Source organism: Pseudomonas sp. GL93, assembly GCF_003408955.1.
Taxonomy (GTDB): domain Bacteria; phylum Pseudomonadota; class Gammaproteobacteria; order Pseudomonadales; family Pseudomonadaceae; genus Aquipseudomonas; species Aquipseudomonas paracarnis.
On sequence record NZ_NKRF01000082.1, the window covers coordinates 1 to 20,100 of the forward strand.

Here is a 20,100-nt window from a genome sequence, read left to right on the forward strand (position 1 = left end):
TGTTTGTCATGTTTGTTGAGGGATAGGGGAATGCGGGGTGAGGGATTGGTTAGCGGGGTGGGTGAGCGGAGAGGGGATGAGGTGAGGGGGTTGGGGGGTGTGGGGGGGTGGAGGGGGTGGGGGGGGGGGAGTGTGTGGTGGTGCTGGAGGATTTGAATCGGGGGGATGTGGAGGCGATTCTTGGGGGGTTTGTGGGGGGAGGGGCGATGCCGGCGCGGGTTAGGGCGTTTGTGGATTTTTTGGTGGAGAGGCATGGGGGTTGTGGTGTGAGTTTGGATTTTTTGAGAGCGGATGTATCCGACGGATTTCGGACATAGGCGGTCATCTTGTGAATAATAAAACTAAGGGTAATTTATTTTTTGGAGCAGTAAACAAGGACGCCTGAGCTACCAGAAACCTCCCAGGCCTTCTAGTGGGCGCGCCAGCTGGAAAGAGGTAGGCGTGGGTAGACACGAGAAATGCGCATTCCGCACCGAAGGACCTACTTGAAGCAATCAGGGTCAGGCTACTGGCTTGTAGTGGCACAAGGCCGTTACCATGGTGCTCTAAAAATTAACGTTATGGTAGCTATGGATAAGCGCAAGAGGCTGTATCAAGAATTTTTCATTGCTTTGGCTTTGGGAAGCGTCCCTACCTTCATCGCTTACTGGTCAGGTGGAGTTAAGCTGCTGGACGCTGCCGTTAAGGCTCAGATGCCGCCTGATAAAGTACTTTGGTACCTGATCACTTTGCCAGCGCCTTATCTCATAGCAGTTCTCTTTGACCGCTTTGTTTGGAAGAAAACAGAGCTGATCAAAGCTCGTTCTGCATTCTGGCGCTCTACCTGGACAGAAATCGGGACAGCACTTCACTCGCTGTGGCGTGTGTTGGTAGGACTTTTCTTTGCTATCCCCGTTCTTTGGTGGTGGTATGAGCCCGAAACATTTCAGTTCTCGAAGGCTAGCTTCTTTATCGTCTGGGGATTCGCATTGTTGACACAGTGCTGGTTCTTTTCTCTTGGAAGAAGCTTGCTTGAAGGGCGTGTGCGTCAGCTTTTCTGATCCCGCTCACGAATCTTGAAGACGGCTTACTGCACTATGGCAGAGCAATGAGGATTTAACCCCGAGATGGAAAACTTCAAAAAGGACAACCACTATGTACCTCAGGCCTACCTGAGGCAGTGGACGATCGATGGTAAAATCCTTACCTACAGGCTTTTGGTGCCACATGAAAAATCCGAGATCTGGAAGCCGCACTCACCCAAAAGTATTGCGAAACACCAACACTTGTACACTTACTTTTCGGGGTCTAAAGATAGCGATGAGATAGAGCGCTGGCTTGATCGTGACTTCGAAGAGCCTGGATTCGCGGCGATCGCTAAGGTGGTGAGCGAGTCGCGATTAACCAGCGAGGATTGGAACAATTTATTCCGCTTTGCCGTAGCCCAATCTGTCAGGACGCCCGCCGGCTTGCAGCGATTTATGAAGCGCCAGGACGAAACGCTTGGAGCATTTTTGTCTGAATCGATGAAAGGGTCGGTTGCCAAAGTTAGCGAAGCGTTAGCTGCCGGTATCAAGCTTGAACCCGCCCCAGTTGTAGACCCATACAGCAAGCTTCCGCTCAAACTCCATCGTGTGAAGAATGAGGACGGCGAGGAAGGTATCGAAGCAAGGGTGTTGAACGGACGGAAGTTTTGGATTTGGCAGCTCGAACACATCCTCAAGAACACAATCCATCGCATACCAACTCATCGATGGACCATCCTGCAGGCTCCCCCTGGAATCACCTGGCCAACCACCGATAACCCGTTCACGAGACTGGGCGTCGGAGTGAACGGGAAGTTGAGCCTGGAGGGTGGCTGGGGTGTGCCAGGCACAAGACTTTTCCTTCCTCTGAGCCCCAAGCATCTTCTATTCGCTTGTGTTGGTTATCGCCCCCCTCAACGAGGCACCACGCTGAGTCTTACGGAAGCGGCATTTATTCGAACGATCATCCTCAATGGTGCCAACCGCTACGTATTTGCAACGGATATACAGGATATTGATGAGATCAGGCCACGCACTGTCTCTCGTGAACTATTTGATGCAGATGCGAAACTTTGGGAGGAGTGGCATGAAAGCCAATCAAGAGAGGAAGCACAGTATCCTGACCTCTGACGTAATTGCCCTCACACCTGAAAGCCCTGTTGGGGTCGAAAGCTGCCCCTAGCGAAAGTTAGCAATCGGCCAGAAGCTGCCAGCCATAACCGGTTCTCGCGAGCGAGGTAAAGCCCCCCGTAGATGTAAAAAATGACGGTGGATAGGTACTGGAGCGCACGTGTCGTCACTTGCTAGCGCGACGAAGTTTAAGGTTTTTCGCGAAATGGACGATATGGAAGGAACATTTTCCAATCAGTAGGCAAGGCGGAGCGCAGGAGCTGAACGGCGTTGAATGGGACGATCGGAAGGCGCCAAATCGCTAATCGTGAATAACATATAAAAGGGAAGTTTGTGTACAGAATATTATTAGAGAGTGACTATAATAAACACCCATCGTCAGGGTGGGTTTATTTATCGCCTAGCAGCTGGGATGATTATAATTTCAAGACAACATTTTCAGTATCTGTGCTCTGCCAAGGTTCAGTACTCCGCCTTGGTGAAGTAAAAATCGGGTATGAAGATCAACCGGCTGGATGGACCCGGGATGTTCTTAAAGGTAAAGAGCTACTAGGTCTTCCAAAGAATTTTTTCTCGATAGGCCAAGATATTGCCTATTATGAAATTCTACATGAGAACTTTAGCCCAAGCGATGTTAATAACATATTGGAATCAATGCGTGACGCCTCGTGGATGGATGAGGTATTACGCCAGTCCCAGAAACATGAAGTTTTCCGTTACTCACTATTAAGAACGGTGAGCCTGGCAGCTTTCCCTCAATATAAAAGAACTGCCAGAGGCCTTCCACCCCTCACCCCTTACAAGTTTTCCTATAATCACTCAAAAAACAATGGCAGCAATATATCGTTAGGCTTTAATGTTAAGCCTGGCTCAATGCCGCCAACTAACATACATGTTCTTATTGGGAGGAATGGAGCTGGCAAAACAACGATACTTAACTCTATGGTTTCAAATATTGTTGATAGAGTTCATGGTTGCGATGGAGGTTTTCTGGTAAGTGTGGCAGGAGTGTATTCAGAAATGCCCGAGCAATATTTCAGTAGCGTGGTTTCTGTCTCTTTCAGCGCATTTGATACGTTCATGCCACCCGATAATCGCCAAAATAGATCTGAAGGAGTAGCTTACTTTTATATCGGTATGAAGCGCAGAGTTATTTGCGATAATGGAGAGATTTCCGCTATAGCAAAGGGGCCCTCAGATTTCCTCGCTGAAACATTAGAGTCTATTGAGTCCTGCTGGAGCCAGGAAAGAAAGCGCAGTAGGTGGGTCGCAGCGATTAAACGACTAGAGTCAGACTTGAATTTTGCCGAGATGAACCTAGCCGAACTCTCCTTGCAGCCTTTTGAATGGGTTAAAGATAAAATTATTGAAAAAATAAGAAGCGCCAGTTCAGGCCACTTTATAATTTTGCACACTATTACGCATTTGGTTGACGTAGTAGAAGAAAAAACGCTCGTCCTCATGGATGAGCCAGAGACCCACCTGCACCCACCGCTGCTTTCTGCATTCATGAGGGCGCTGGCAGATCTCCTAATGGATCGCAACGCTATTGCTCTTATAGCCACGCATTCACCAGTGGTCTTGCAAGAGGTGCCAAATTCATGTGCTTTCGTATTGACGCGAAACGGCGATCAACAGCGGATCGATCCGCCCGAAAGAGAGACTTTTGGGGAAAATGTTGGGGCGCTCACCAAATCAGTATTTGGGTTAGAATCAATAAAATCCGGATTTCATGACATTCTAGCGAGCTCAGTACAAAGCGGACAGTCATTCGAAGAAATTCTATCTGAGTATTCCGGACATTTAGGGCTGGAAGGGCAGTTAATATTAAGAGCAATGCTTGAGTCGAAAAGTCAGTCGGGGATTGAGTGAGTGAATATCCTGCCCAAACTGAATATTGACTCGGTTGATGTTTTCGATGCCTGTGTTAGCAGCATTAAAGATCCCGGGCTTCGCGCCAAATTCGTTGACTCAAAGAACGATATTCTAGCTGAGTTTCGGAGCTATGTCGGCCACGCAGCTTTGGAGAATTTATCCTGCTTGAAGTCCTGCGAACATGGAAAAGACTGGCAAACTATAATTAAGTCTCTAACTAAAGGGCACTTCAAGCAACTTTATACACAGTGCATGGTTGGTCCCGACAGTAACGGGAGAGTTTATTATGACAAAATTCTAAATAGTATACCTCTTAGTATGTGCCCGCTGTGCGATTTGACTCATGTCGACAGTGTTGATCATTTCGCTTCCAAGTCTCGATATCCAATTTTTTCTGTTCTTGTAGACAACCTAGTGCCAGCTTGTATGAAGTGCAATAAAAGCAAGGGTGCTTCCGTAATATCAAAAAAAAATGAATCTTTACACCCATATTTTGAGCATTCAATTCTCACTAGCGAACCATGGCTCTATGCTCAGTTGAAAGGGGCCGCACTACCAGTGGCGAAGTTTTTCGTAGATCCCCCTGCGCATTGGTCACCACAATTAAAGAAAAGAATATCGAATTATTTCCAAGATTTGGAACTTGAGAGTCGATATGCAAAGCGCGCAGCATCCGAAATAGCAGACTTGCTTAGTTATAGTGGCGACTTATCGTCGAGAGCTAAGGAGTTTGCCACGATTGCTACAGTTGAGCGAGCTAAGAAAAAGAACTTATGGAAAGCAGCTTTATATGAGGCTTTGGCATCTCAATATAGCAGTACGCTATGAGCCAAAGGACTTAGCAGGTATGTAGGCTTTGCGCGAGCTTTCAACCTGGCAGCTTATTCTCCCTAGAGCTTGCTCGGCGGATCGTCAGGAGAGATACCTCATTCTCTGAGAGGCTGCTTTTGACCGATTGCAGTCAGCGAGGCGACGCTCACTCTATCCCCACGCGCTGGCCTGTTCGACTCCAGCGCGCGGAGATCATCCGCTAGCTAACGGTCTCGGCAGGCGCAACTTCCGCCTCGGAAGCCTCCTTCTGCAATCGCCGTCCGATGACATCCATCAGGTCACATCCGTCACGCAACGGTATAGCCAACAATTGTGCGAAGTCTGAAAGCACAACGCAGTCAGCGTCTACCTCACCCCGAAAGGCAATGTTCTCCAACACTTGTGTCACGGTGCGAATGCGATAGTCAGCCATCGCTTGCAGCACATCAAGCGGTGCTTCCGAATCAATGAGCAGGGATGCAGGAACCAGATCTATTCCGGTAAGGGGGATATATCTTTCCATCTGTGAATCTCCGATAAGTGCAGCGGTTAACCACCACCCAGTCGTCGCCAAACGATCGGGTGGCAGCTGTACGCAGGTTGGCGAACCGGTATCGGAGACCCGGCAGACCCGAAGGTCTCCCGCGCACAGCTGCCATTGAGGCAGCTTTGCGAATGTGCAGCAGCATTTGCAAAAAAGCGCAGTGCTTTTGCATCCGATAGTCAGGTCGCCAAACCTGATCGCCATATGGGCGACGGGGCGGACTATAAGCGTCAATGCGCTGGAGGATCAACCTTGAGGTTGTAAACGACTTCGATACGCTGAAGCTGATGACGACCCAGCAGGTAAATCAACCCATCCACTTTGTTGTCCGTCGTGCTCGCAATCGCACCGTCTCAATCTCCCAAATATTCCCTCAATCCTTTTTGATATTTCCATGCACCGTCTCGCTTTTTAAGCTTGCTGAAACGTTTAATCGAGTTTATAAAACGCCAATAACTCCAATAAAGGCCACCGCCATGACCCCGCTAAAACTCCTCGTTGCCCTCAGCGCACTCTCTGCTGCCTCCCACGCCATGGCCTGGGACTACGTGCTCCTCGACACCGACAAAGCCGCCCAGAACTGGCAGGTCACCAGCCAGCAGCTCGGCATCCAAACCGACAAACCCTTCAGCGTCACTCTGCGCACCCTGCACGGTGGTCGGCAGGAGGGCGTGAGCATCGTCGATATCGATAACGGCACGATGAAGCTCTCGGTAGTGCCTACTCGCGGCATGAACGTGTTGCAGGCGTCGGTTGGCGATGTGCGCATGGGGTGGGATTCGCCGGTCAAGGAAGTGGTGAATCCGTCCTTCATCGAGCTCAATGGCCGTGGTGGTCTGGGTTGGCTGGAAGGTTTCAATGAGCTGGTCACCCGCTGCGGCTACGAGTGGGTCGGGCACCCTGGGATCGACAACGGCGAGCTGCTGACCCTACACGGGCGGGCCGCTAATATTCCTGCGAACAAAGTCACCCTGCATATCGATGAAAAACCACCTTACGCCATCACCCTGCGCGGCGAGCTGAAAGAGCAGGCGTTCAAGAAGGTCGATTTCTCTGTTGCGACTGAACTGGTTACCGAGCCTGGCAGTGTGGTGTTCGCCCTCAACGACACGCTGACTAACAATGGCGATTATCCGAAGGAATATCAGGCGCTGTATCACAGTAACTTCAGCACCCCGTTCCTGGAGCAGGGCGCGCGTTTCGTTGCGCCGGTGAAGCAAGTGTCGCCGTTCAACGACAAAGCCAAGGGCGAACTGGCCGACTGGCAAACCTACCGTGCGCCGACCAAGGACTATGACGAAACGGTTTACAACGTGGTGCCGTATGCCGATGCCAAGGGCGATACCTTGACCGTGCTGCATAACAAGGCCGGTAGCCTGGGGGTTTCGGTTGGTTTCAATACGCAGACACTGCCGGTGTTTTCCCTGTGGAAGAACACAGATACCCAAGGGCAGGGCTATGTCACTGGGTTGGAGCCGGGGACGAGTTTTTCGTACAACCGTCGTTATCAACGGCCACTGAACCTGGTGCCTACGATCGGGGCGAAGGAACATAAGCAGTTCCGTATCAGCTACAGCTTGTTGGCGGATAAGGCGGCTGTGGAAAGGGCCTTGAAGCAGGTCAGCGAGATTCAGGGTGGGCGGGAGACTGAGGTGCGGCAGACGCCTTTGGTGGATCTGACCAAGGGGTGACATTGGCTGGAGCCTTCACGCGGGCCCGGCGTTCTTCATCGACGCCGGAATCCGCGCCCTGCAACTGTCATCGACGGGCATGCATACTGAAATAACCGTATTTCAGGAGCATCTCCATGATTCGCAGGGCATTACCCGCCGACGCAAAAGCCATTGCCCAAGTGCATATCAGCAGTTGGCAAGACGCCTACCGTGACCTGATGCCCGCCCAGTTCTTGAGCGGATTGCAAGCAACGCTTGCTCGGCGCGAAGCCCATTGGGTTCGCTCGATTGCCTCGGGTGAGTCAACGGTATGGGTTGCCGAGGTGGGCCAGCAGGTGGTTGGCTGGATAGCCGTCGGCGCGAGCCGTGACGAAGACGCCGTGCAGGCCACTGCAGGTGAGGTCATGGCCATCTACGTACTCGCTGAGCATTGGCACACCGGCGTCGGGCGGGCCTTGTGGAATGCCGGCGTGCAGGACCTGTTGGCGCAAGGCTATGAGCGTTTAACGCTGTGGGTCTTGGCCGGTAATGTACGGGCGATTCGATTTTATCGCCGGGCGGGGTGTGTGGAGGAGGTCGGGACAGAGCGCCATCTTGAGAGGGGCGGTGTGGCGCTGGTGGAGGTGAGGTATGGTTTGCCGTTGAGATAGCCTAGGTATTTACGCAGCTTGGGCATCAGTTGGATCGTTGTCGGCTGCCAGGCCGTCATCGCAGGCAAGCCAGCTCCCACATTTGGATCACGGGGCATCAATTATATTGGCGTCGGCTGCCAGGTCGTCACGGGAGCAAGCTACCTCGCCACAGGTGCAGCGTCGTACTGAAGTTAGGTGGATACCTATGCCGATGACGGTCATCTTCACAGGCGCATTCACGCCTCACTCATGCCTTACGCGCAGTCAACAACACCGCCGCGGCCGCTGACAACAAACCCGCGCAGCAGCGATTGAACAGGCGCTTGCCCTTCGGCTCGGCAAACCAGCGGCGCATATGCAGGCCCATATAGGCGTAGGCGCTGATAGCCACCCATTCCAAGGCCAGGAACATCACACCCAGCAGGGCAAATTGCGCGGTGATGGGTTGGCCGGGCACCACGAATTGTGGGAGGAAGGCGGTGAAGATCAGGATCGCTTTGGGGTTGCCCGCGGCCACCAGAAATTCCTGCCGCGCCAAGGCCCACAGGCCTACCTTGCTCGTCGCGGTTTCTACCTGCTGCTGCGGGTCTGCGCGCCATAGCTGATATGCCAAGTAAAACAGATACGCCGCGCCGAGAATCTTGATCCCGTAGAACAACAACTCCGAGGTTTGCAGTACCACCGCCAAGCCAGCGGACGCGAGGGCGATCATGCCGGCGAAGGCCAGCAGACGGCCGAGACCGGCGAGGCAGGAGGTGCGGTAGCCATAGCGGGTAGCGTTGCTCACGGATAGCAGGTTATTGGGGCCGGGGGCCATGTTCAGGGCGAAGCAGGCGGGGAGGAAGAGGGCGAGGGTGGTGAGGTCCATGGCGGCTCCGGGTTGGCAGGTCGGGGAGTCTTGAGGATAAACGCATGAAGCGCGGTTTAACACTCCGTGGCTGGGCTTATGGCCCCGCGAGCGCTTCAGGTGCCGCGCCAAACAACCGATCGGCAATTTGCCTGCCCCGTTCCAAGCCTTCCTGCGTCAACCAAATGGATTTGTTTTTGTTCACCGGATTACTGATAAAACCTTGCTCGTGGAGTCGGTTCATTATATGAAAGTCGTGGCCTTTCCATGAGTTGCCGTTATCAAAGCTGAAGGTGGTCAGCAGGGCAAGTACGGCTTCCTCAATCAGTTTTTCGTCGTATTCCATAATGGGTACTCCGTTTGGATTACACAGACCCTGTCGAGCTTAGCGCAGCATCTCGCTTGAAGCGTTATGATGCAAATCCCTGTTTTGGTCATGGACGGAAAAACCTTGGCGACTAACTCTGTCAGTCACACGTTGGGTGCACCGTCTGAACTCGATTATTACGATTGCAGGTCGGTGCCATTGCCGACTGAGATCAGCGCGCTGGAAGCCTGGAACATCATGACCGCTGAACCGGGGCAGCTGTTGCGATTGGCCTTTCGGATCAGGGATGGGATTTCTTCAAGGTTTGGCGTAAAGCGCATCGGCGGGTTCTCCGGCAATCGGCGCGTGACGGTGCAAGCGGGTGAGCAGCTTGATTTTTTCCAGGTAGAGGACTGTGCGCCGGATAGGCTGGTGCTGACTGAGCGTGACCGGCACCTGGATGTGATGATTTGCCTTTCAATTGCTGATCGTGTGCTGACGATCACTTCATCGGTGATCACCCACAACACCTTCGGGCGCCTTTACATGCTGCCGGTGGGGCCAGCGCACAATTTGATCGTCAATCGGCACATGACCCGCTTGCAGCGCAAGCTGCAACAGCTTTGAACCCAGAACAGGCTTACACAACGCAACCTGTCCTTGGTTGGAGCTGTCGAGCTTCAGCGATACAGCGAAAGCGCTGGATCACAGCGCAACGCTCCACACCGCCAGTTCATATCCATCCGGATCGATAAAGTGGAACCTGCGGCCTCCTGGAAACGAAAACGTCTGGCGTGTAATCACCGCGCCCAGCTGTTGAAGCCGCTGCTGCACACTGTCCAAGTCATCTGCGTACACGATAACCAAGGGGCCGCCCGGCCGCACAGGCTCGCCGGTGGTGAAACCACCCGTGAGCCGGCCATCGCGGAACTCGCTGTAGGTGGGGCCGTAGTCGACGAATGTCCAGCCGAATGCAGCGCCGTAGAAGGCTTTGCTGCGGGCAATGTCGCTTACGTTGAATTCGATATTGTCGATCTGTCGGTCTCTGCCACGAGTACTCATGGGGGCTTCCTTGGCCGGTGTGCAAGGCCGGAGTGTAGCGTACCTCACGTCCTTTTCATTCACCGATAGGGCCTTTGTGATTAGGCAGTATCTCTGAACAGTGCATCCAGCCAAGGTGTGCTTATCTTTGTCGAGGGCCACTCTAGAATGGCGGCGTACTTCTCCCAACTAAAGGAATGTTGTCATGCCTAATCATTCAATCAACGGCAAGGTTGCACTGATCGCGGGTGGTGCGAAGAACCTTGGCGGGTTGATCGCCCGCGATCTGGCCAAGCATGGCGCCAAGGCTGTCGTGGTGCATTACAACAGCGCTTCCAGCCAAGCTGACGCGAACGCAACCGTCACCGCAATTGAGGCGCTAGGCGCGAAGGCTGTGGCCTTGCAAGCGGACTTGACCACGGCGGGGGCGATGGAAAAGCTCTTCAATGATGCCGTCGCGGCAGTCGGCAGGCCGGACATCGCGATCAATACCGTGGGCAAGGTGCTGAAAAAGCCAATGGCTGAAATCACGGAGGCGGAGTACGACGAGATGATGGCCGTCAATTCCAAGACTGCGTTCTTTTTTATCAAGGAAGCCGGCAAGCACCTCAATGACAATGGCAAGATCTGCACTATTGTCACTTCACTGCTGGGCGCTTTCACGCCCTTTTACGCTGCATATGCCGGCAGCAAGGCGCCGGTAGAGCAATTCACGCGGGCGGCGGCGAAGGAGCTGGGCGTTCGGGGTATTTCGGTCACGGCAGTAGGGCCGGGGCCGATGGATACGCCGTTCTTCTACCCGGCCGAAGGCGAAGATGCGGTCAGTTACCATAAGACGGCTGCCGCGCTGTCGCCGTTCTCGCGCACGGGCCTGACAGATATCGAGGATGTGGTCCCGTTCATCCGTAACCTGGTGAGTGACGGGTGGTGGGTGACTGGCCAGACAATTTTGATCAATGGCGGCTACACCACCAAGTAAACGGTCAACGCGCAGGCACAGACGTGGTGAGCGCCGATTGATCCGTGCCCCCGAGCATTGAGAGCCCATGGATAGAATCGAACAGTACCGCGTCTTCGTTCAGGTCGCAGAGCTTGGCAGTTTCATACAAGCGGCACGGCTGATGAGGCTGCCACGCGCGAGCGTGTCGGCCGCCATTCAACAACTGGAGGCCAATGCCGGCACTCGACTGCTGCACCGGACAACCCGCAAGGTCTCCCTGACCGCCGATGGCACCCAGTTACTGCTGAAGGCGCGCCAAGTCTTGCTGGACATCGATGATATCGACCAACTGTTTAACAGCCACCAGGAACAGGTCATGGGCCGTCTGGAAGTGGACGTGCCCAGCCGCATAGCGCGGCGCCTGGTGATGCCTGCGTTGGCCGAGTTTCTCCGCCTCTACCCTGGGCTCCAACTCGGCCTGGGCTCCACCGATCGCGCCATTGATTTGGTACAGGAAGGCGTTGACTGTGTCATTCGTTTTGGCACCCCGCAGAACAGCAGCCTGGTGGTGAAACCGTTGGGCAAAGTGTTGCTGGTCAATTGCGCGAGCCCCGCCTACTTGGCGGAATTCGGGGTGCCCACACAGCCTTGCGATTTGCAAAATCGGCATGTCTGTATCGGCTACAGCACAAGCGCAGGCGGCCAGGAAACGGCCTGGGAATATTGCGTCGATGGCACCGGGCAGGCTGTCATGATGCCGAGCCGCGTGGTGGTCAACAATGCCGAAAGCTATATCGCAGGATGCTGTGCAGGGCTTGGCTTGATTCAGGTGCCGTTGTTCGATGTTCAGCACTTATTGGACAGCGGCGAATTGGTGGAGGTGATGGCGGCCTATCGGCCGGCCCCCATGTGCGTTTCAGTCCTGTACCCGACTCGCCGCCAACGCTCTCGTCGCCTTGGCGCGTTCATCGAGTGGTTTGCCGCCTTGATGGCTCCGCATCTGGAACCTTGATGCACTCCAGCGGTATGCCCACCTGTTCTCTCTGATTCGCCATGTTCCGGATTGGGCTCAAGGATGAAACCTGCGCCCCAACGCATCCAGCCGCACCGCGATCGGTGGCAGGCGTTCGCTGCTGCGGGCGAGTGTCTCGACGTCGTCGGCGGTGTTCTGGGCGATACTTTGCACCGACTGCAAGCGCTCGACGATCTCCAGGTTGGCCGAGGTCTGCTCGCGGGTGGTGGTGACGATGTGGCCGTTGAGTTGGTCGATGTGCGCGATGTCCTCGCCCACCGCCCGTAGCATGTCCACGGCCACTTGGCTGTCTGCCACACAGCGCTCTACGCCTTCGCGGCTGGCGTGCATGGCTTCGACGGCTTGGCGGCTGCCGTGTTGCAGGCCCTCGATGATGCTCTTGATTTCCTGGGTGGAGAGGGCGGTGCGCTGGGCCAGGCTGCGCACTTCATCGGCCACCACGGCAAAGCCACGGCCTTGCTCGCCGGCGCGGGCGGCCTCGATGGCGGCGTTGAGGGCCAGCAGGTTGGTCTGGTTGGCGATGCTGCTGATCACTTCCAGCACCGAGCCGATTTGCTCTGCCTGCACCGCCAGGGATTCCACGGTCGACTCCGTGCCGTTGATACGCGAAGCCAATTGGCTGATTTCATGCTGGGCGCGGCCGACGCTTTCCTGGCCGCGCACAATCTGTTGGCTGGCTTGGCCTGCATGCTCCACCGCCTGTTCGACCTGCACCGTAATGTGGCCCATGGCGTGTTCCATGCGCTGCATCGAGCCGGTCATCTCGCCGATCTGCGCCAGTTGATGCCGTGCGCCTTTTTCCAGGGTGCCGCTGGCGCTGGCCAGTTCCTGGCCGAGCTGGCCCAGGCCATGGGAGTCCCGAGCGACGCCGTCGATCAGGTGGGTGAGTTGCTGCAGGAAGTGGTCGAACCGCTTGGCGAGGGACACGTGGGCCTTGCCTTCACCTTGGGCGGTTTCCACGGTGAACTGCGAGGTAACGGCGAGCATCTTCTCAAGCATTTCCTGGCTCTCCACCGCTTCGGCCTGGCTATGAACGGCCAGGTAGAGCAGGGCGACGGTCTCCATCACCACATAGAAGGCGTGGACGAAGACCATGGTCCAGCCGCCGTGATGCTCCATCACAAACACCGGGAAACCCTGGTGTTGCAAGGCATGGAACACCACGTGATGCACCGCGATGGTCAGTGCCGCCACCAGGATCGGCAGCCAGTCACGGTAGAAGGTCAGCACCGCCAACAGCGCGAAAATGCCGAAGTGGGATTCGATCACCCCGTGCGCCTGGTTGATGTGCAACGCCGCCATCACCATCAAGCCGGCACCCAGTGCACAACGCATCACGCGGGTGCCGCCAATCACGCGGTACAGCGCCGTGAGCACCACGCCGGTGCCCCCACCGACGATCACGGCCTGCATGAGGGTGTCGTGCCAGAACGCCAGGCCGAGGGAGAACAGGAACATCAGCCAGATCAATGCCAGCATGATGCGGTCGGCCTTGCGATAGTGCTCGAGAAAACGGACGGGCATTCACTCTTACTCCATGAGAGGGGGGGCGTCGAGGTCAAACAAGCACGCGGTGTGCCACACAGGCGCGTCGCTGTGGAGTGAAGCAGATGTTCAGGATTGTTGCCGGTTACCCACGCGTTATCGGCACGCGGGCGCGGGACTTTAAGAACGGCTGCCCGAGCGGGCAGCCGAGGTAGCGATGGGGCTCAGAAACTGTACTTGGCAGTCAGCATCATATTGCGGGGGCTACCATAGGAGTCGCCGCCATAAGTCACTGAGTTGGAGATGGACTGGTAGTAGTGGCGATCGAAAATGTTGTTGGCGTTGAGCTGCAAATCCAGGTGCTGATTGACGCGGTAACCCGCCATCAAGTCGGTAACGGCGTAGCCGCCTTGCTGGAGCCGGTAGTTGCTGCCATCCGCTAGTTTGATGTCGTTGTACATGCGGCTCTGCCAGGAGATATTGCCGCCGACTCGCAGTTTTTCCAGCGGGCCCTGGAAGTTGTAGCGGGTGGTCACTTTGAACAGATGTTCCGGGATGTCGGTGTCAAATTGCTTGTTGACCTTCTGCGGGTTGGCGTCGTCCTTGATGGTGTGGGTGCGCGCATAGGTATAGCCGCCGCCGACCTGCCAGTTTTCGGTCAAGGCGCCTTGCAGTTCGAAGTCGATACCCTGGCTGCGGATTTCGCCCGAGGCTTCGGCACACGACGCCTGCGGGCAGTTGGGCACCACCACGGCCACAGCGCGGTTTTCCTGGTCGACGCGGAACAGCGCCACGCTGGCATTCAGCGCGCCACCAAAATATTCGCCTTTGACGCCAACCTCATAATTTTTACCGACGATGGGCTTGAGCGGACTGCCGGCTGTGCTCTTGTCTTTTTGCGGCGTGAAGATGTCGCTGTAGCTCACGTATACCGAATGCTGGTCGTCCAGGTCGTAGATCAGGCCGGCGTAGCGGGTGAGGTTGCGGGTGACCTTGTAGTCGCCTGCGGCATCATGGTTGTCGTAGTCGTACCAGTCCAGGCGAGCGCCGAGGATCAGCTTCAGCGGGTCGGCCAGGCTCAGGCGGCTGGTCAGGTAGAAACCGTCCTGGGTGGTGACTTCACGAACGTTGTTGGTGCGGTTGAAGTTCGGTTTGCCCGCATTGATCGGCCAGTTGAGGTCATACGGGCTGTAGTTGTGGGTGGTCATGTCGTAGATGCGCTTGCTGGCGCCCACCACCAGTTCATGGGTACGGCCGAAAGCCTCGAACGGGCCACTGGCAAAGGCGTCGAGCCCGGCCTGGTTCTCATCGTAGCTGGCCTGGTACACCGTGCGGGCGAGGGTGTTGTTGGTCCAGCGCGATTGGTAGGAGCCGGAGAACAAGGCGTTCTGTTCGGCATAGTTGGCGTTGACTTGCAGGCTCCAGTCATTGGCCAGGCGCTGGCGCAGCTCAGCGAACAGGGTGTTGATTTCCTGGTCTTTGTTTTCCCAGTCGGTGCCTGGGTTATAGGAGCGCGACAGGCCCAGGTGGCGGCCATCCAGGCCGACCATCGAAGCGCCCCAGAAGTAGTTGGTTTTGTCCTTCTGGTTCGAGTAACCGAGGGTCAGAGTGGTGTCTTCGCTCAGGTCGGCTTCGGTGACGGCGTAGAACAGGCCATGATCCTGCTCGGCCTTGTCGATAAAACTGTTGGCATCGCGGTAGGAGGTGACGACACGGCCGCGCCAGGTGCCGCTGTCATTGAGGGGGCTGGAGGCGTCGAGCTCGCCACGGTAATCGTCCCAGCTGCCGACGGCGCCGGTGAGGGTGACTTTCTGCTCGTCCAGTGGCCGCTTGCGGATCAGGTTGATGGCGGCCGAAGGGTTTCCTGCGCCGGTCACCAGGCCGGTAGCGCCGCGCACCACTTCGACGCGGTCGAACATTGCCAGGTTTGGCTGGGCGCCTACCGAGGCACCGTTGTAGCCGCTGGGGATACCGTCATACATGAGGTTGTCGATATCAAAACCGCGTGCAGTAAAGGCCTGCCGCCCAGGGCCGTTGGAGTAATTGAGGAACAGCCCCGGCGTGGCGTTGACCACGTCGTTGATGCTGGTCATGGCCTGGTCATCCATGCGCTGGCGCGTGATCACGGTGACGGCCTGCGGAGTTTCACGCAGGGTCAGAGGCAGTTTGGTCGCGGTCTTCATCGAGCCGGTGGTGTACGACTCGCTGCCTTCGGTGGTTGCGCCAAGCTGTTGCCCCGAGACCTGGGTGGCGCCCAGCTCAATGGTGGCCGGTGCTTCGGCGTCGGCGGCAAGGGCCGCATTGGAGGTGGCTAGAGCGATAGTGATCGCCATCAGACTGGGTGTAAAAACGTTGCCGTTGCGTTGTTGCACAGACATGAAAGTAGGGCTCCCAAGTGCCGTCCGTGGCGAATAATAAATCTGTTGATAATTATTCGCATCAGTCTGGCAGATTGAATCTGTCGGGAAAAGCCCGAACTCTGTAGGAGCGAGCTTGCTCGCGAAAAACATCAGGTTAATGCGGGCTGTCTGGTTAAACGCGCCGTTCTTGATTTTTTCGCGAGCAAGCTCGCTCCTACAGGGTGGGGTAGGGTGGTGTTCAGGTGAACAGGATTTCGTAGGGCTCGCGCATGCGCTCCAGCAATATCTGCGCGAGCATCGGCGGTAAGCCTATTTGCGGGTCGCCCACCAACTGGCTGGCGTAGGCATGGGCGGCGTGCAGCTTGCGCGCGACGGTCCAGGTGTCCAGGCGGACCTTACGCGCACGCTGCCAGGGCATTACCGCGCTTTCCCGGGCCGGCCAATGCCAGGCCCAGATCGGCAGTTCATACAGTTGCGCCCCTACCAGGCTGCATGCCTTGGCACTCGCGCGGCCGACGGCGTCGTGGTCGTCATTGCCGTCGTTGCGCCAGGTGGTAAACACCACGTCGCCGGGTTGCAGGTAGCGCGCGATGAATTGGCTCATGGGCTGTTCACGGGCGGCCAGGGCGTCATCACAAAACCCGCCACGAATCCATTTCAGGCTGTGCAAGGGCATGCCTAATCGGCGTAGGGCCTCGGCGCTTTCCTGGGGGCGCACCACGCTCAAGCGACTGGCCGGCCATACTTGCGAGCCGGGATGGCTGGCGCTGCCGTCGGTGATGGAGATCAATTGCAGCGGATGCTCGTGAGTGCTGAACAGTTGCAGCAAACCGCCACACGCCAGCACTTCATCGCCCGGGTGCGGTGCGATCACCACGACGCGAGCGCCGGGCGGTACCAGGGTGTTCGGGGAGATGATGGGGATTTGCGCCAACTGCGGCGCAGTGTTCCAGATTTGCACGGGGCCGCGACGGCCTTCGCTTAAGGAGGCAGGCTTCATGGGGTGTCACATCCTTGTCGGTTGATACCGGGTCGTGCTCCGTTGACGGGACGACGCTCTTGTCTTCACCGCAGGCTCCGCTGAGGTGAGTGCGTGGCATACCACTATTGGAGTGCTGTGCGAGGCGTTAGGAGCATAGACAGGCATGGGTATCTGCACAACTTTGATGGGATGTTTGCTGGGCTGACGTCATCGCAGGCAAGCCAGTCAGTTAAGGCTTTTGTAGGCGCGAGCTTGCTCGCGAAAAACTCATAGGCGCCGCGTTCATTCAGAAAGCACGCGTTATCGTTGCGGTTTTTCGCGAGCAAGCTCGCTCCTACAGAGGGCGATGTACGCTTAACTGACTGGCATTACGGCTTGCCTGCGATGACGGCGCCCCAGCCAACGGGGATCTTGGATCAGTCAGCTGTTTTACCCAGCCCGCATCAAGCTCTTCAAGTAATCACCAAACCCACCCTCAGCCCGGCAATCCAGCCGCGCACTGGTTACCACTTGTGGTGCATGGCTCCAGGCAATGGAGGCACCGCAACGCTCCAATTCACGCACCAGTTGTACATCCTCGTGGCATTCCAGCGGTTCAAACCCACCGGCCTCTACATAGGCGCGGGCACTCACGCCCAGGTTGGCACCGTGGATATGCCGATGCCCGTCGCGGGCCTGGTAGGCCTGCTGATAGCGTATCTGCGCGGCCGGGTCGAAGTCTTCGCTCCAGGCGTCCACGGTGACTGTGCCGCACACCGCGTCGCAACCTTGAGCCAGTTGGGCCACCAGCCAGTCAGGGGCGACGCGACTGTCGGCGTCGGTACAGGAAATCCACCGCGCGCCATGCTCCAGCAAGTACCGGGCACCCACGCCACGGGCGTGGCCAACATTGCGGGCCTGCACGTGCAGGCAATGCACCTGGTGGGCCTGGGCAATCGCCGCGCTGGCATCGCTGCAACTGTCGAGTACTACCAGAATCTGTACCGCTTCACCCAGCAAGCCCGGGTGGTCGGCGGCGATCCGCGCAGCCCTCAGGCAATCATCCAACAAGGCTTCTTCGTTATGTGCCGGGATCAGAATACCGATCATCGTAAACCCTCGTGGCGAGCGACCGAGGTGCCGTCGAGGCTCCACAGGTCGAGCAGGAAATCCGCGTCTTGGTATTGCACCAACGGCGCTACACCCAGACGCTGTTGGAGCACGGCGTGAACCTGTTCGGCGGTTTGCGGGCAACCATCAATGGGCGCCCGCCAATGGCAGGCCAGAAGTTGCCCATCAGCGCTCAAGGCGCCAAGGGCGCAATCGATCAGGCGATTAAAATCATCTACATCAAGGTAGTAACAAAGCTCACTCAATACGATCAGTTCGAACTGCCCGCTGGGCCATTGTTCCGGCAGGCGACGCTGCTCCACGCGCGCATGAACAAAACGCTCCAGCCGCGCTTGTGCCAGCCGCACCGCAGCGCTGGCGGTGTCGCAACACAGCAGGCGCTCACAACGCGGCGCCAGCTCGGCACTCAGTTCGCCATTGGCACAACCCGGCTCGAATATCGACGCATAGCGCGGCCGCGTCAGCATAGCCAAGGTCATGGCGCGCTTGCGTTGTTCGTACCAGCGCTGGCGAAAAGCCCAAGGGTCGTCATTGCCGGCAAACAACTGGTCGAAGTAGGGGGTTGCCACACTCATACGAACACCATCTCAAAAGGTTGCAGCAAGCGCTCCACCACATAGGGCGCCAGCACCGGAGGCAGGCCGATTTGCGGGTCGCCCTCCAACTGGCTGGCGAAGGCGTGAATCGCATGACGTTTGCGTGCCACTTGCTCGGCGGTCAGCGGGATCTTGCGCGCCCGATGCCAGGGCACCTTGTGGTCTTCGGCAGTGGCCCAGTGCCAGGTCCACACCGGTAGTTCACACAACACTGCGCCGATGGCCTTGGCTGCCTTGGCGCTGGCGCGGCCCACGGCTTCATGGTCGCAATGCCCATCCTCGCACCACGTCGCGAACACCACGTCGTTGGGCTTGAGGTGGCGCTGGATAAACTCGCAAAGCTGGGTTTCGCGCTCGGCCACATGGCTGTCGGCAAACCCGCCGCGCAGCCATTTCAAACTGTGCAGCGGCAAGCCAAGGCGGTGCAAGGCCTGCGCCGACTCCTGCGGGCGTACCACACTCAGGCGCTCCACCGGCCAGCGCCGCGAGCCAGGGTGGCTGGCGCTGCCATCGGTGACGGAGATCAGCTGGATAGGGCGATCCAGCGCAGCCAACCCTTGCAGCAGGCCGCCACTGCCCAGCACCTCGTCATCCGGGTGAGGGGCGACGATCACCGCTCGATGCCCTGGCGGCACCAACTGCGCCACACTGATGTGCGGCAACTCGGCCAATCGTGCGCTGTTTTGCCAGTGGCTCAACGGCGTGCCCTGGCCAACAATCGGATTGGGCCTCATAGCGCCCATCTCCCTGTGGGCTCGCCCGCGACCTGCTCACCGAGGGCGGCCAAGTCGCGTTCGGCATGACTTTGCCGCACATACACCGGTAAATCGGCCATCAACTGGGCAAAGTGCGGGTCCTTGCAGTACGGCCCGGCGCCGACGGCACGGCCTACATGCTGGATCACTTGCTCGACCGTGTCCTCGATACAGGCGCGCGTCCGTTGCGCCAGTTGCCGCGCATCAGCGCGAGGCTCGCGGTCGATCTGCGCGGCGCTGGCGCGTAACACGCAGGCAGCGCTGTTCAGGGCGCTGTCGACCGCGCCGAGGTGGGCCAGCGCATGGGGCTCCGCACGCTTGGCACACTGGGCGCGCAGCACTTCGCCCAGGCGTTGCGCGGCGCCGTACCAGCACGCGGCGATGCCGACCCCACCGTGCCAGAAGCCCGGGCGAGACAGATAGTCACCCGGGCCACCCACGGCAATTCCCCTGGCGGCGCTGAACAGGATGTCGACACTACCGGTCGCCGCCATGCCCACCGCCTTCCAACCCTCATCCGTCACGGTAATGCCCGGTTGATCCATCGCCACGGCCACCAATTGTTGGCGGTCCTCTTCGTCCCAGGCCGTCAGCAAACCATGGCTGACCACCGCCGCACCGGAACACCAGGCCTTGCGCCCCTCGACGAGCAGCCGCTGGCCGTCGCGACGCACGCGCACCTTGGCAGTCGGCGGCTCGGCGGCCCACATGCCCCAGGTGCTGCCCAGCGGCGGCAGGGGGCTGTCGAGTTCGGCAATGATCGCCAGCGCATCGGTATGGCCTTCGAACAACTTGCACAGGCGCAGGTCATGCCCGGCCACCTGGGCCAATTGGCTCAGGCGGGCCAGGGTCTCGCCGCTGCCCGGCAACGGCAGTTGATCAAGGCCTTCTTCTTGAAGGGCCCTCAGCGCATTACCCAGGGCTTGCGTGTCGGCATAGCCCCGGTAGCCCTGAAGGAAACCGTGCAACGCCATT

At 57.4% G+C, this 20,100-nt stretch carries 20 protein-coding genes and 1 pseudogene; 10 read left to right on the top strand and 11 right to left on the bottom strand.

Annotated elements, in window-relative coordinates; translation table 11 throughout:
• Nucleotides 1-107: 107 nt before the first annotated feature.
• From CER19_RS29110 to CER19_RS28620, 5 genes and pseudogenes are all read left to right on the top strand, one after another.
• A pseudogene (locus CER19_RS29110) lies at nt 108-317 on the top strand (hypothetical protein); the annotation flags it as partial.
• Between the two features lie 168 nt (nt 318-485).
• Entirely contained in the window at nt 486-1,040 is a 555-nt protein-coding gene (locus CER19_RS17975) for a hypothetical protein (protein WP_133298341.1), read from the top strand.
• Between the two features lie 66 nt (nt 1,041-1,106).
• Complete coding sequence (locus CER19_RS17980) at nt 1,107-2,135, top strand: DUF4238 domain-containing protein (RefSeq protein ID WP_116667391.1); 1,029 nt, start codon at nt 1,107-1,109, stop codon at nt 2,133-2,135.
• Nucleotides 2,136-2,468: 333 nt separating this feature from the next.
• The gene (locus CER19_RS17985) at nt 2,469-4,007 is read left to right on the top strand and encodes an AAA family ATPase (RefSeq protein ID WP_133298342.1); all 1,539 of its coding nucleotides are present in this window, start codon (nt 2,469-2,471) and stop codon (nt 4,005-4,007) included.
• Nucleotides 4,008-4,838 carry a hypothetical protein gene (locus tag CER19_RS28620; protein WP_133298343.1) on the top strand — a complete coding sequence of 277 codons (831 nt, stop codon included), beginning with the start codon at nt 4,008-4,010 and terminating at the stop codon, nt 4,836-4,838.
• A gap of 202 nt (nt 4,839-5,040) precedes the next feature.
• On the opposite strand, the gene CER19_RS17990 is transcribed toward CER19_RS28620, so the two are convergent.
• The gene (locus CER19_RS17990) at nt 5,041-5,343 is read right to left on the bottom strand and encodes a hypothetical protein (protein ID WP_116667393.1); all 303 of its coding nucleotides are present in this window, start codon (nt 5,341-5,343) and stop codon (nt 5,041-5,043) included.
• A gap of 497 nt (nt 5,344-5,840) precedes the next feature.
• Here CER19_RS17990 and CER19_RS17995 point away from each other — a divergent pair, with 497 nt between their 5' ends.
• Nucleotides 5,841-7,055 carry an aldose 1-epimerase family protein gene (locus tag CER19_RS17995; protein ID WP_116667394.1) on the top strand — a complete coding sequence of 405 codons (1,215 nt, stop codon included), beginning with the start codon at nt 5,841-5,843 and terminating at the stop codon, nt 7,053-7,055.
• Nucleotides 7,056-7,171: 116 nt separating this feature from the next.
• Nucleotides 7,172-7,687 carry a GNAT family N-acetyltransferase gene (locus CER19_RS18000; RefSeq protein ID WP_116667395.1) on the top strand — a complete coding sequence of 172 codons (516 nt, stop codon included), beginning with the start codon at nt 7,172-7,174 and terminating at the stop codon, nt 7,685-7,687.
• A gap of 229 nt (nt 7,688-7,916) precedes the next feature.
• On the opposite strand, the gene CER19_RS18005 is transcribed toward CER19_RS18000, so the two are convergent.
• Together CER19_RS18005 and CER19_RS18010 are read right to left on the bottom strand one after the other, a co-directional pair.
• A complete protein-coding gene (locus tag CER19_RS18005; protein WP_116667396.1) occupies nt 7,917-8,537 on the bottom strand; it encodes a LysE family translocator in 621 nt (206 codons plus the stop codon).
• Nucleotides 8,538-8,613: 76 nt separating this feature from the next.
• Nucleotides 8,614-8,862, bottom strand: a complete 249-nt coding sequence (locus CER19_RS18010) for a DUF6429 family protein (protein ID WP_116667397.1) — start codon at nt 8,860-8,862, stop codon at nt 8,614-8,616.
• A 66-nt stretch (nt 8,863-8,928) separates the two neighbouring features.
• Between CER19_RS18010 and CER19_RS18015 the strand changes: the two genes are divergently transcribed.
• Nucleotides 8,929-9,450: a DUF2867 domain-containing protein gene (locus tag CER19_RS18015; protein ID WP_116667398.1), complete on the top strand. Its 522-nt coding sequence runs from the start codon at nt 8,929-8,931 to the stop codon at nt 9,448-9,450.
• A 78-nt stretch (nt 9,451-9,528) separates the two neighbouring features.
• Here the strand turns inward: CER19_RS18015 and CER19_RS18020 are convergent, their stop codons facing one another.
• The gene (locus CER19_RS18020) at nt 9,529-9,885 is read right to left on the bottom strand and encodes a VOC family protein (RefSeq protein ID WP_116667399.1); all 357 of its coding nucleotides are present in this window, start codon (nt 9,883-9,885) and stop codon (nt 9,529-9,531) included.
• 184 nt (nt 9,886-10,069) lie between these two features.
• Between CER19_RS18020 and CER19_RS18025 the strand changes: the two genes are divergently transcribed.
• Both CER19_RS18025 and CER19_RS18030 read left to right on the top strand, forming a co-directional pair.
• A complete protein-coding gene (locus CER19_RS18025) occupies nt 10,070-10,843 on the top strand; it encodes an SDR family oxidoreductase (protein ID WP_105226955.1) in 774 nt (257 codons plus the stop codon).
• 67 nt (nt 10,844-10,910) lie between these two features.
• Complete coding sequence (locus tag CER19_RS18030; protein WP_116667400.1) at nt 10,911-11,816, top strand: LysR family transcriptional regulator; 906 nt, start codon at nt 10,911-10,913, stop codon at nt 11,814-11,816.
• Nucleotides 11,817-11,873: 57 nt separating this feature from the next.
• Here CER19_RS18030 and CER19_RS29300 read toward each other — a convergent pair whose 3' ends face one another.
• The 7 genes from CER19_RS29300 to CER19_RS18070 all read right to left on the bottom strand — a co-directional run bounded on the left by CER19_RS29300 (nt 11,874) and on the right by CER19_RS18070 (nt 20,099).
• Nucleotides 11,874-13,361 carry a methyl-accepting chemotaxis protein gene (locus CER19_RS29300; RefSeq protein WP_116667401.1) on the bottom strand — a complete coding sequence of 496 codons (1,488 nt, stop codon included), beginning with the start codon at nt 13,359-13,361 and terminating at the stop codon, nt 11,874-11,876.
• A 185-nt stretch (nt 13,362-13,546) separates the two neighbouring features.
• Complete coding sequence (locus CER19_RS18040) at nt 13,547-15,700, bottom strand: TonB-dependent siderophore receptor (RefSeq protein ID WP_116667402.1); 2,154 nt, start codon at nt 15,698-15,700, stop codon at nt 13,547-13,549.
• A 220-nt stretch (nt 15,701-15,920) separates the two neighbouring features.
• Nucleotides 15,921-16,682: a PIG-L deacetylase family protein gene (locus tag CER19_RS18045; RefSeq protein WP_116667403.1), complete on the bottom strand. Its 762-nt coding sequence runs from the start codon at nt 16,680-16,682 to the stop codon at nt 15,921-15,923.
• A 411-nt stretch (nt 16,683-17,093) separates the two neighbouring features.
• Nucleotides 17,094-17,753: a glycosyltransferase family 2 protein gene (locus CER19_RS18055; protein WP_116667405.1), complete on the bottom strand. Its 660-nt coding sequence runs from the start codon at nt 17,751-17,753 to the stop codon at nt 17,094-17,096.
• On the bottom strand, nt 17,750-18,349 hold the full coding sequence (locus CER19_RS18060; protein ID WP_116667406.1) for an SAM-dependent methyltransferase: 600 nt from the start codon (nt 18,347-18,349) through the stop codon (nt 17,750-17,752). The genes CER19_RS18055 and CER19_RS18060 overlap by 4 nt, the downstream gene beginning before the upstream one ends.
• On the bottom strand, nt 18,346-19,104 hold the full coding sequence (locus tag CER19_RS18065; protein ID WP_116667407.1) for a PIG-L deacetylase family protein: 759 nt from the start codon (nt 19,102-19,104) through the stop codon (nt 18,346-18,348). Before CER19_RS18065 ends, CER19_RS18060 begins: the two co-directional genes overlap by 4 nt.
• Nucleotides 19,101-20,099 (bottom strand): acyl-CoA dehydrogenase family protein, encoded by a 999-nt coding sequence (locus CER19_RS18070; protein WP_116667408.1) that lies wholly within the window; start codon nt 20,097-20,099, stop codon nt 19,101-19,103. Before CER19_RS18070 ends, CER19_RS18065 begins: the two co-directional genes overlap by 4 nt.
• Nucleotide 20,100 lies beyond the last annotated feature (1 nt).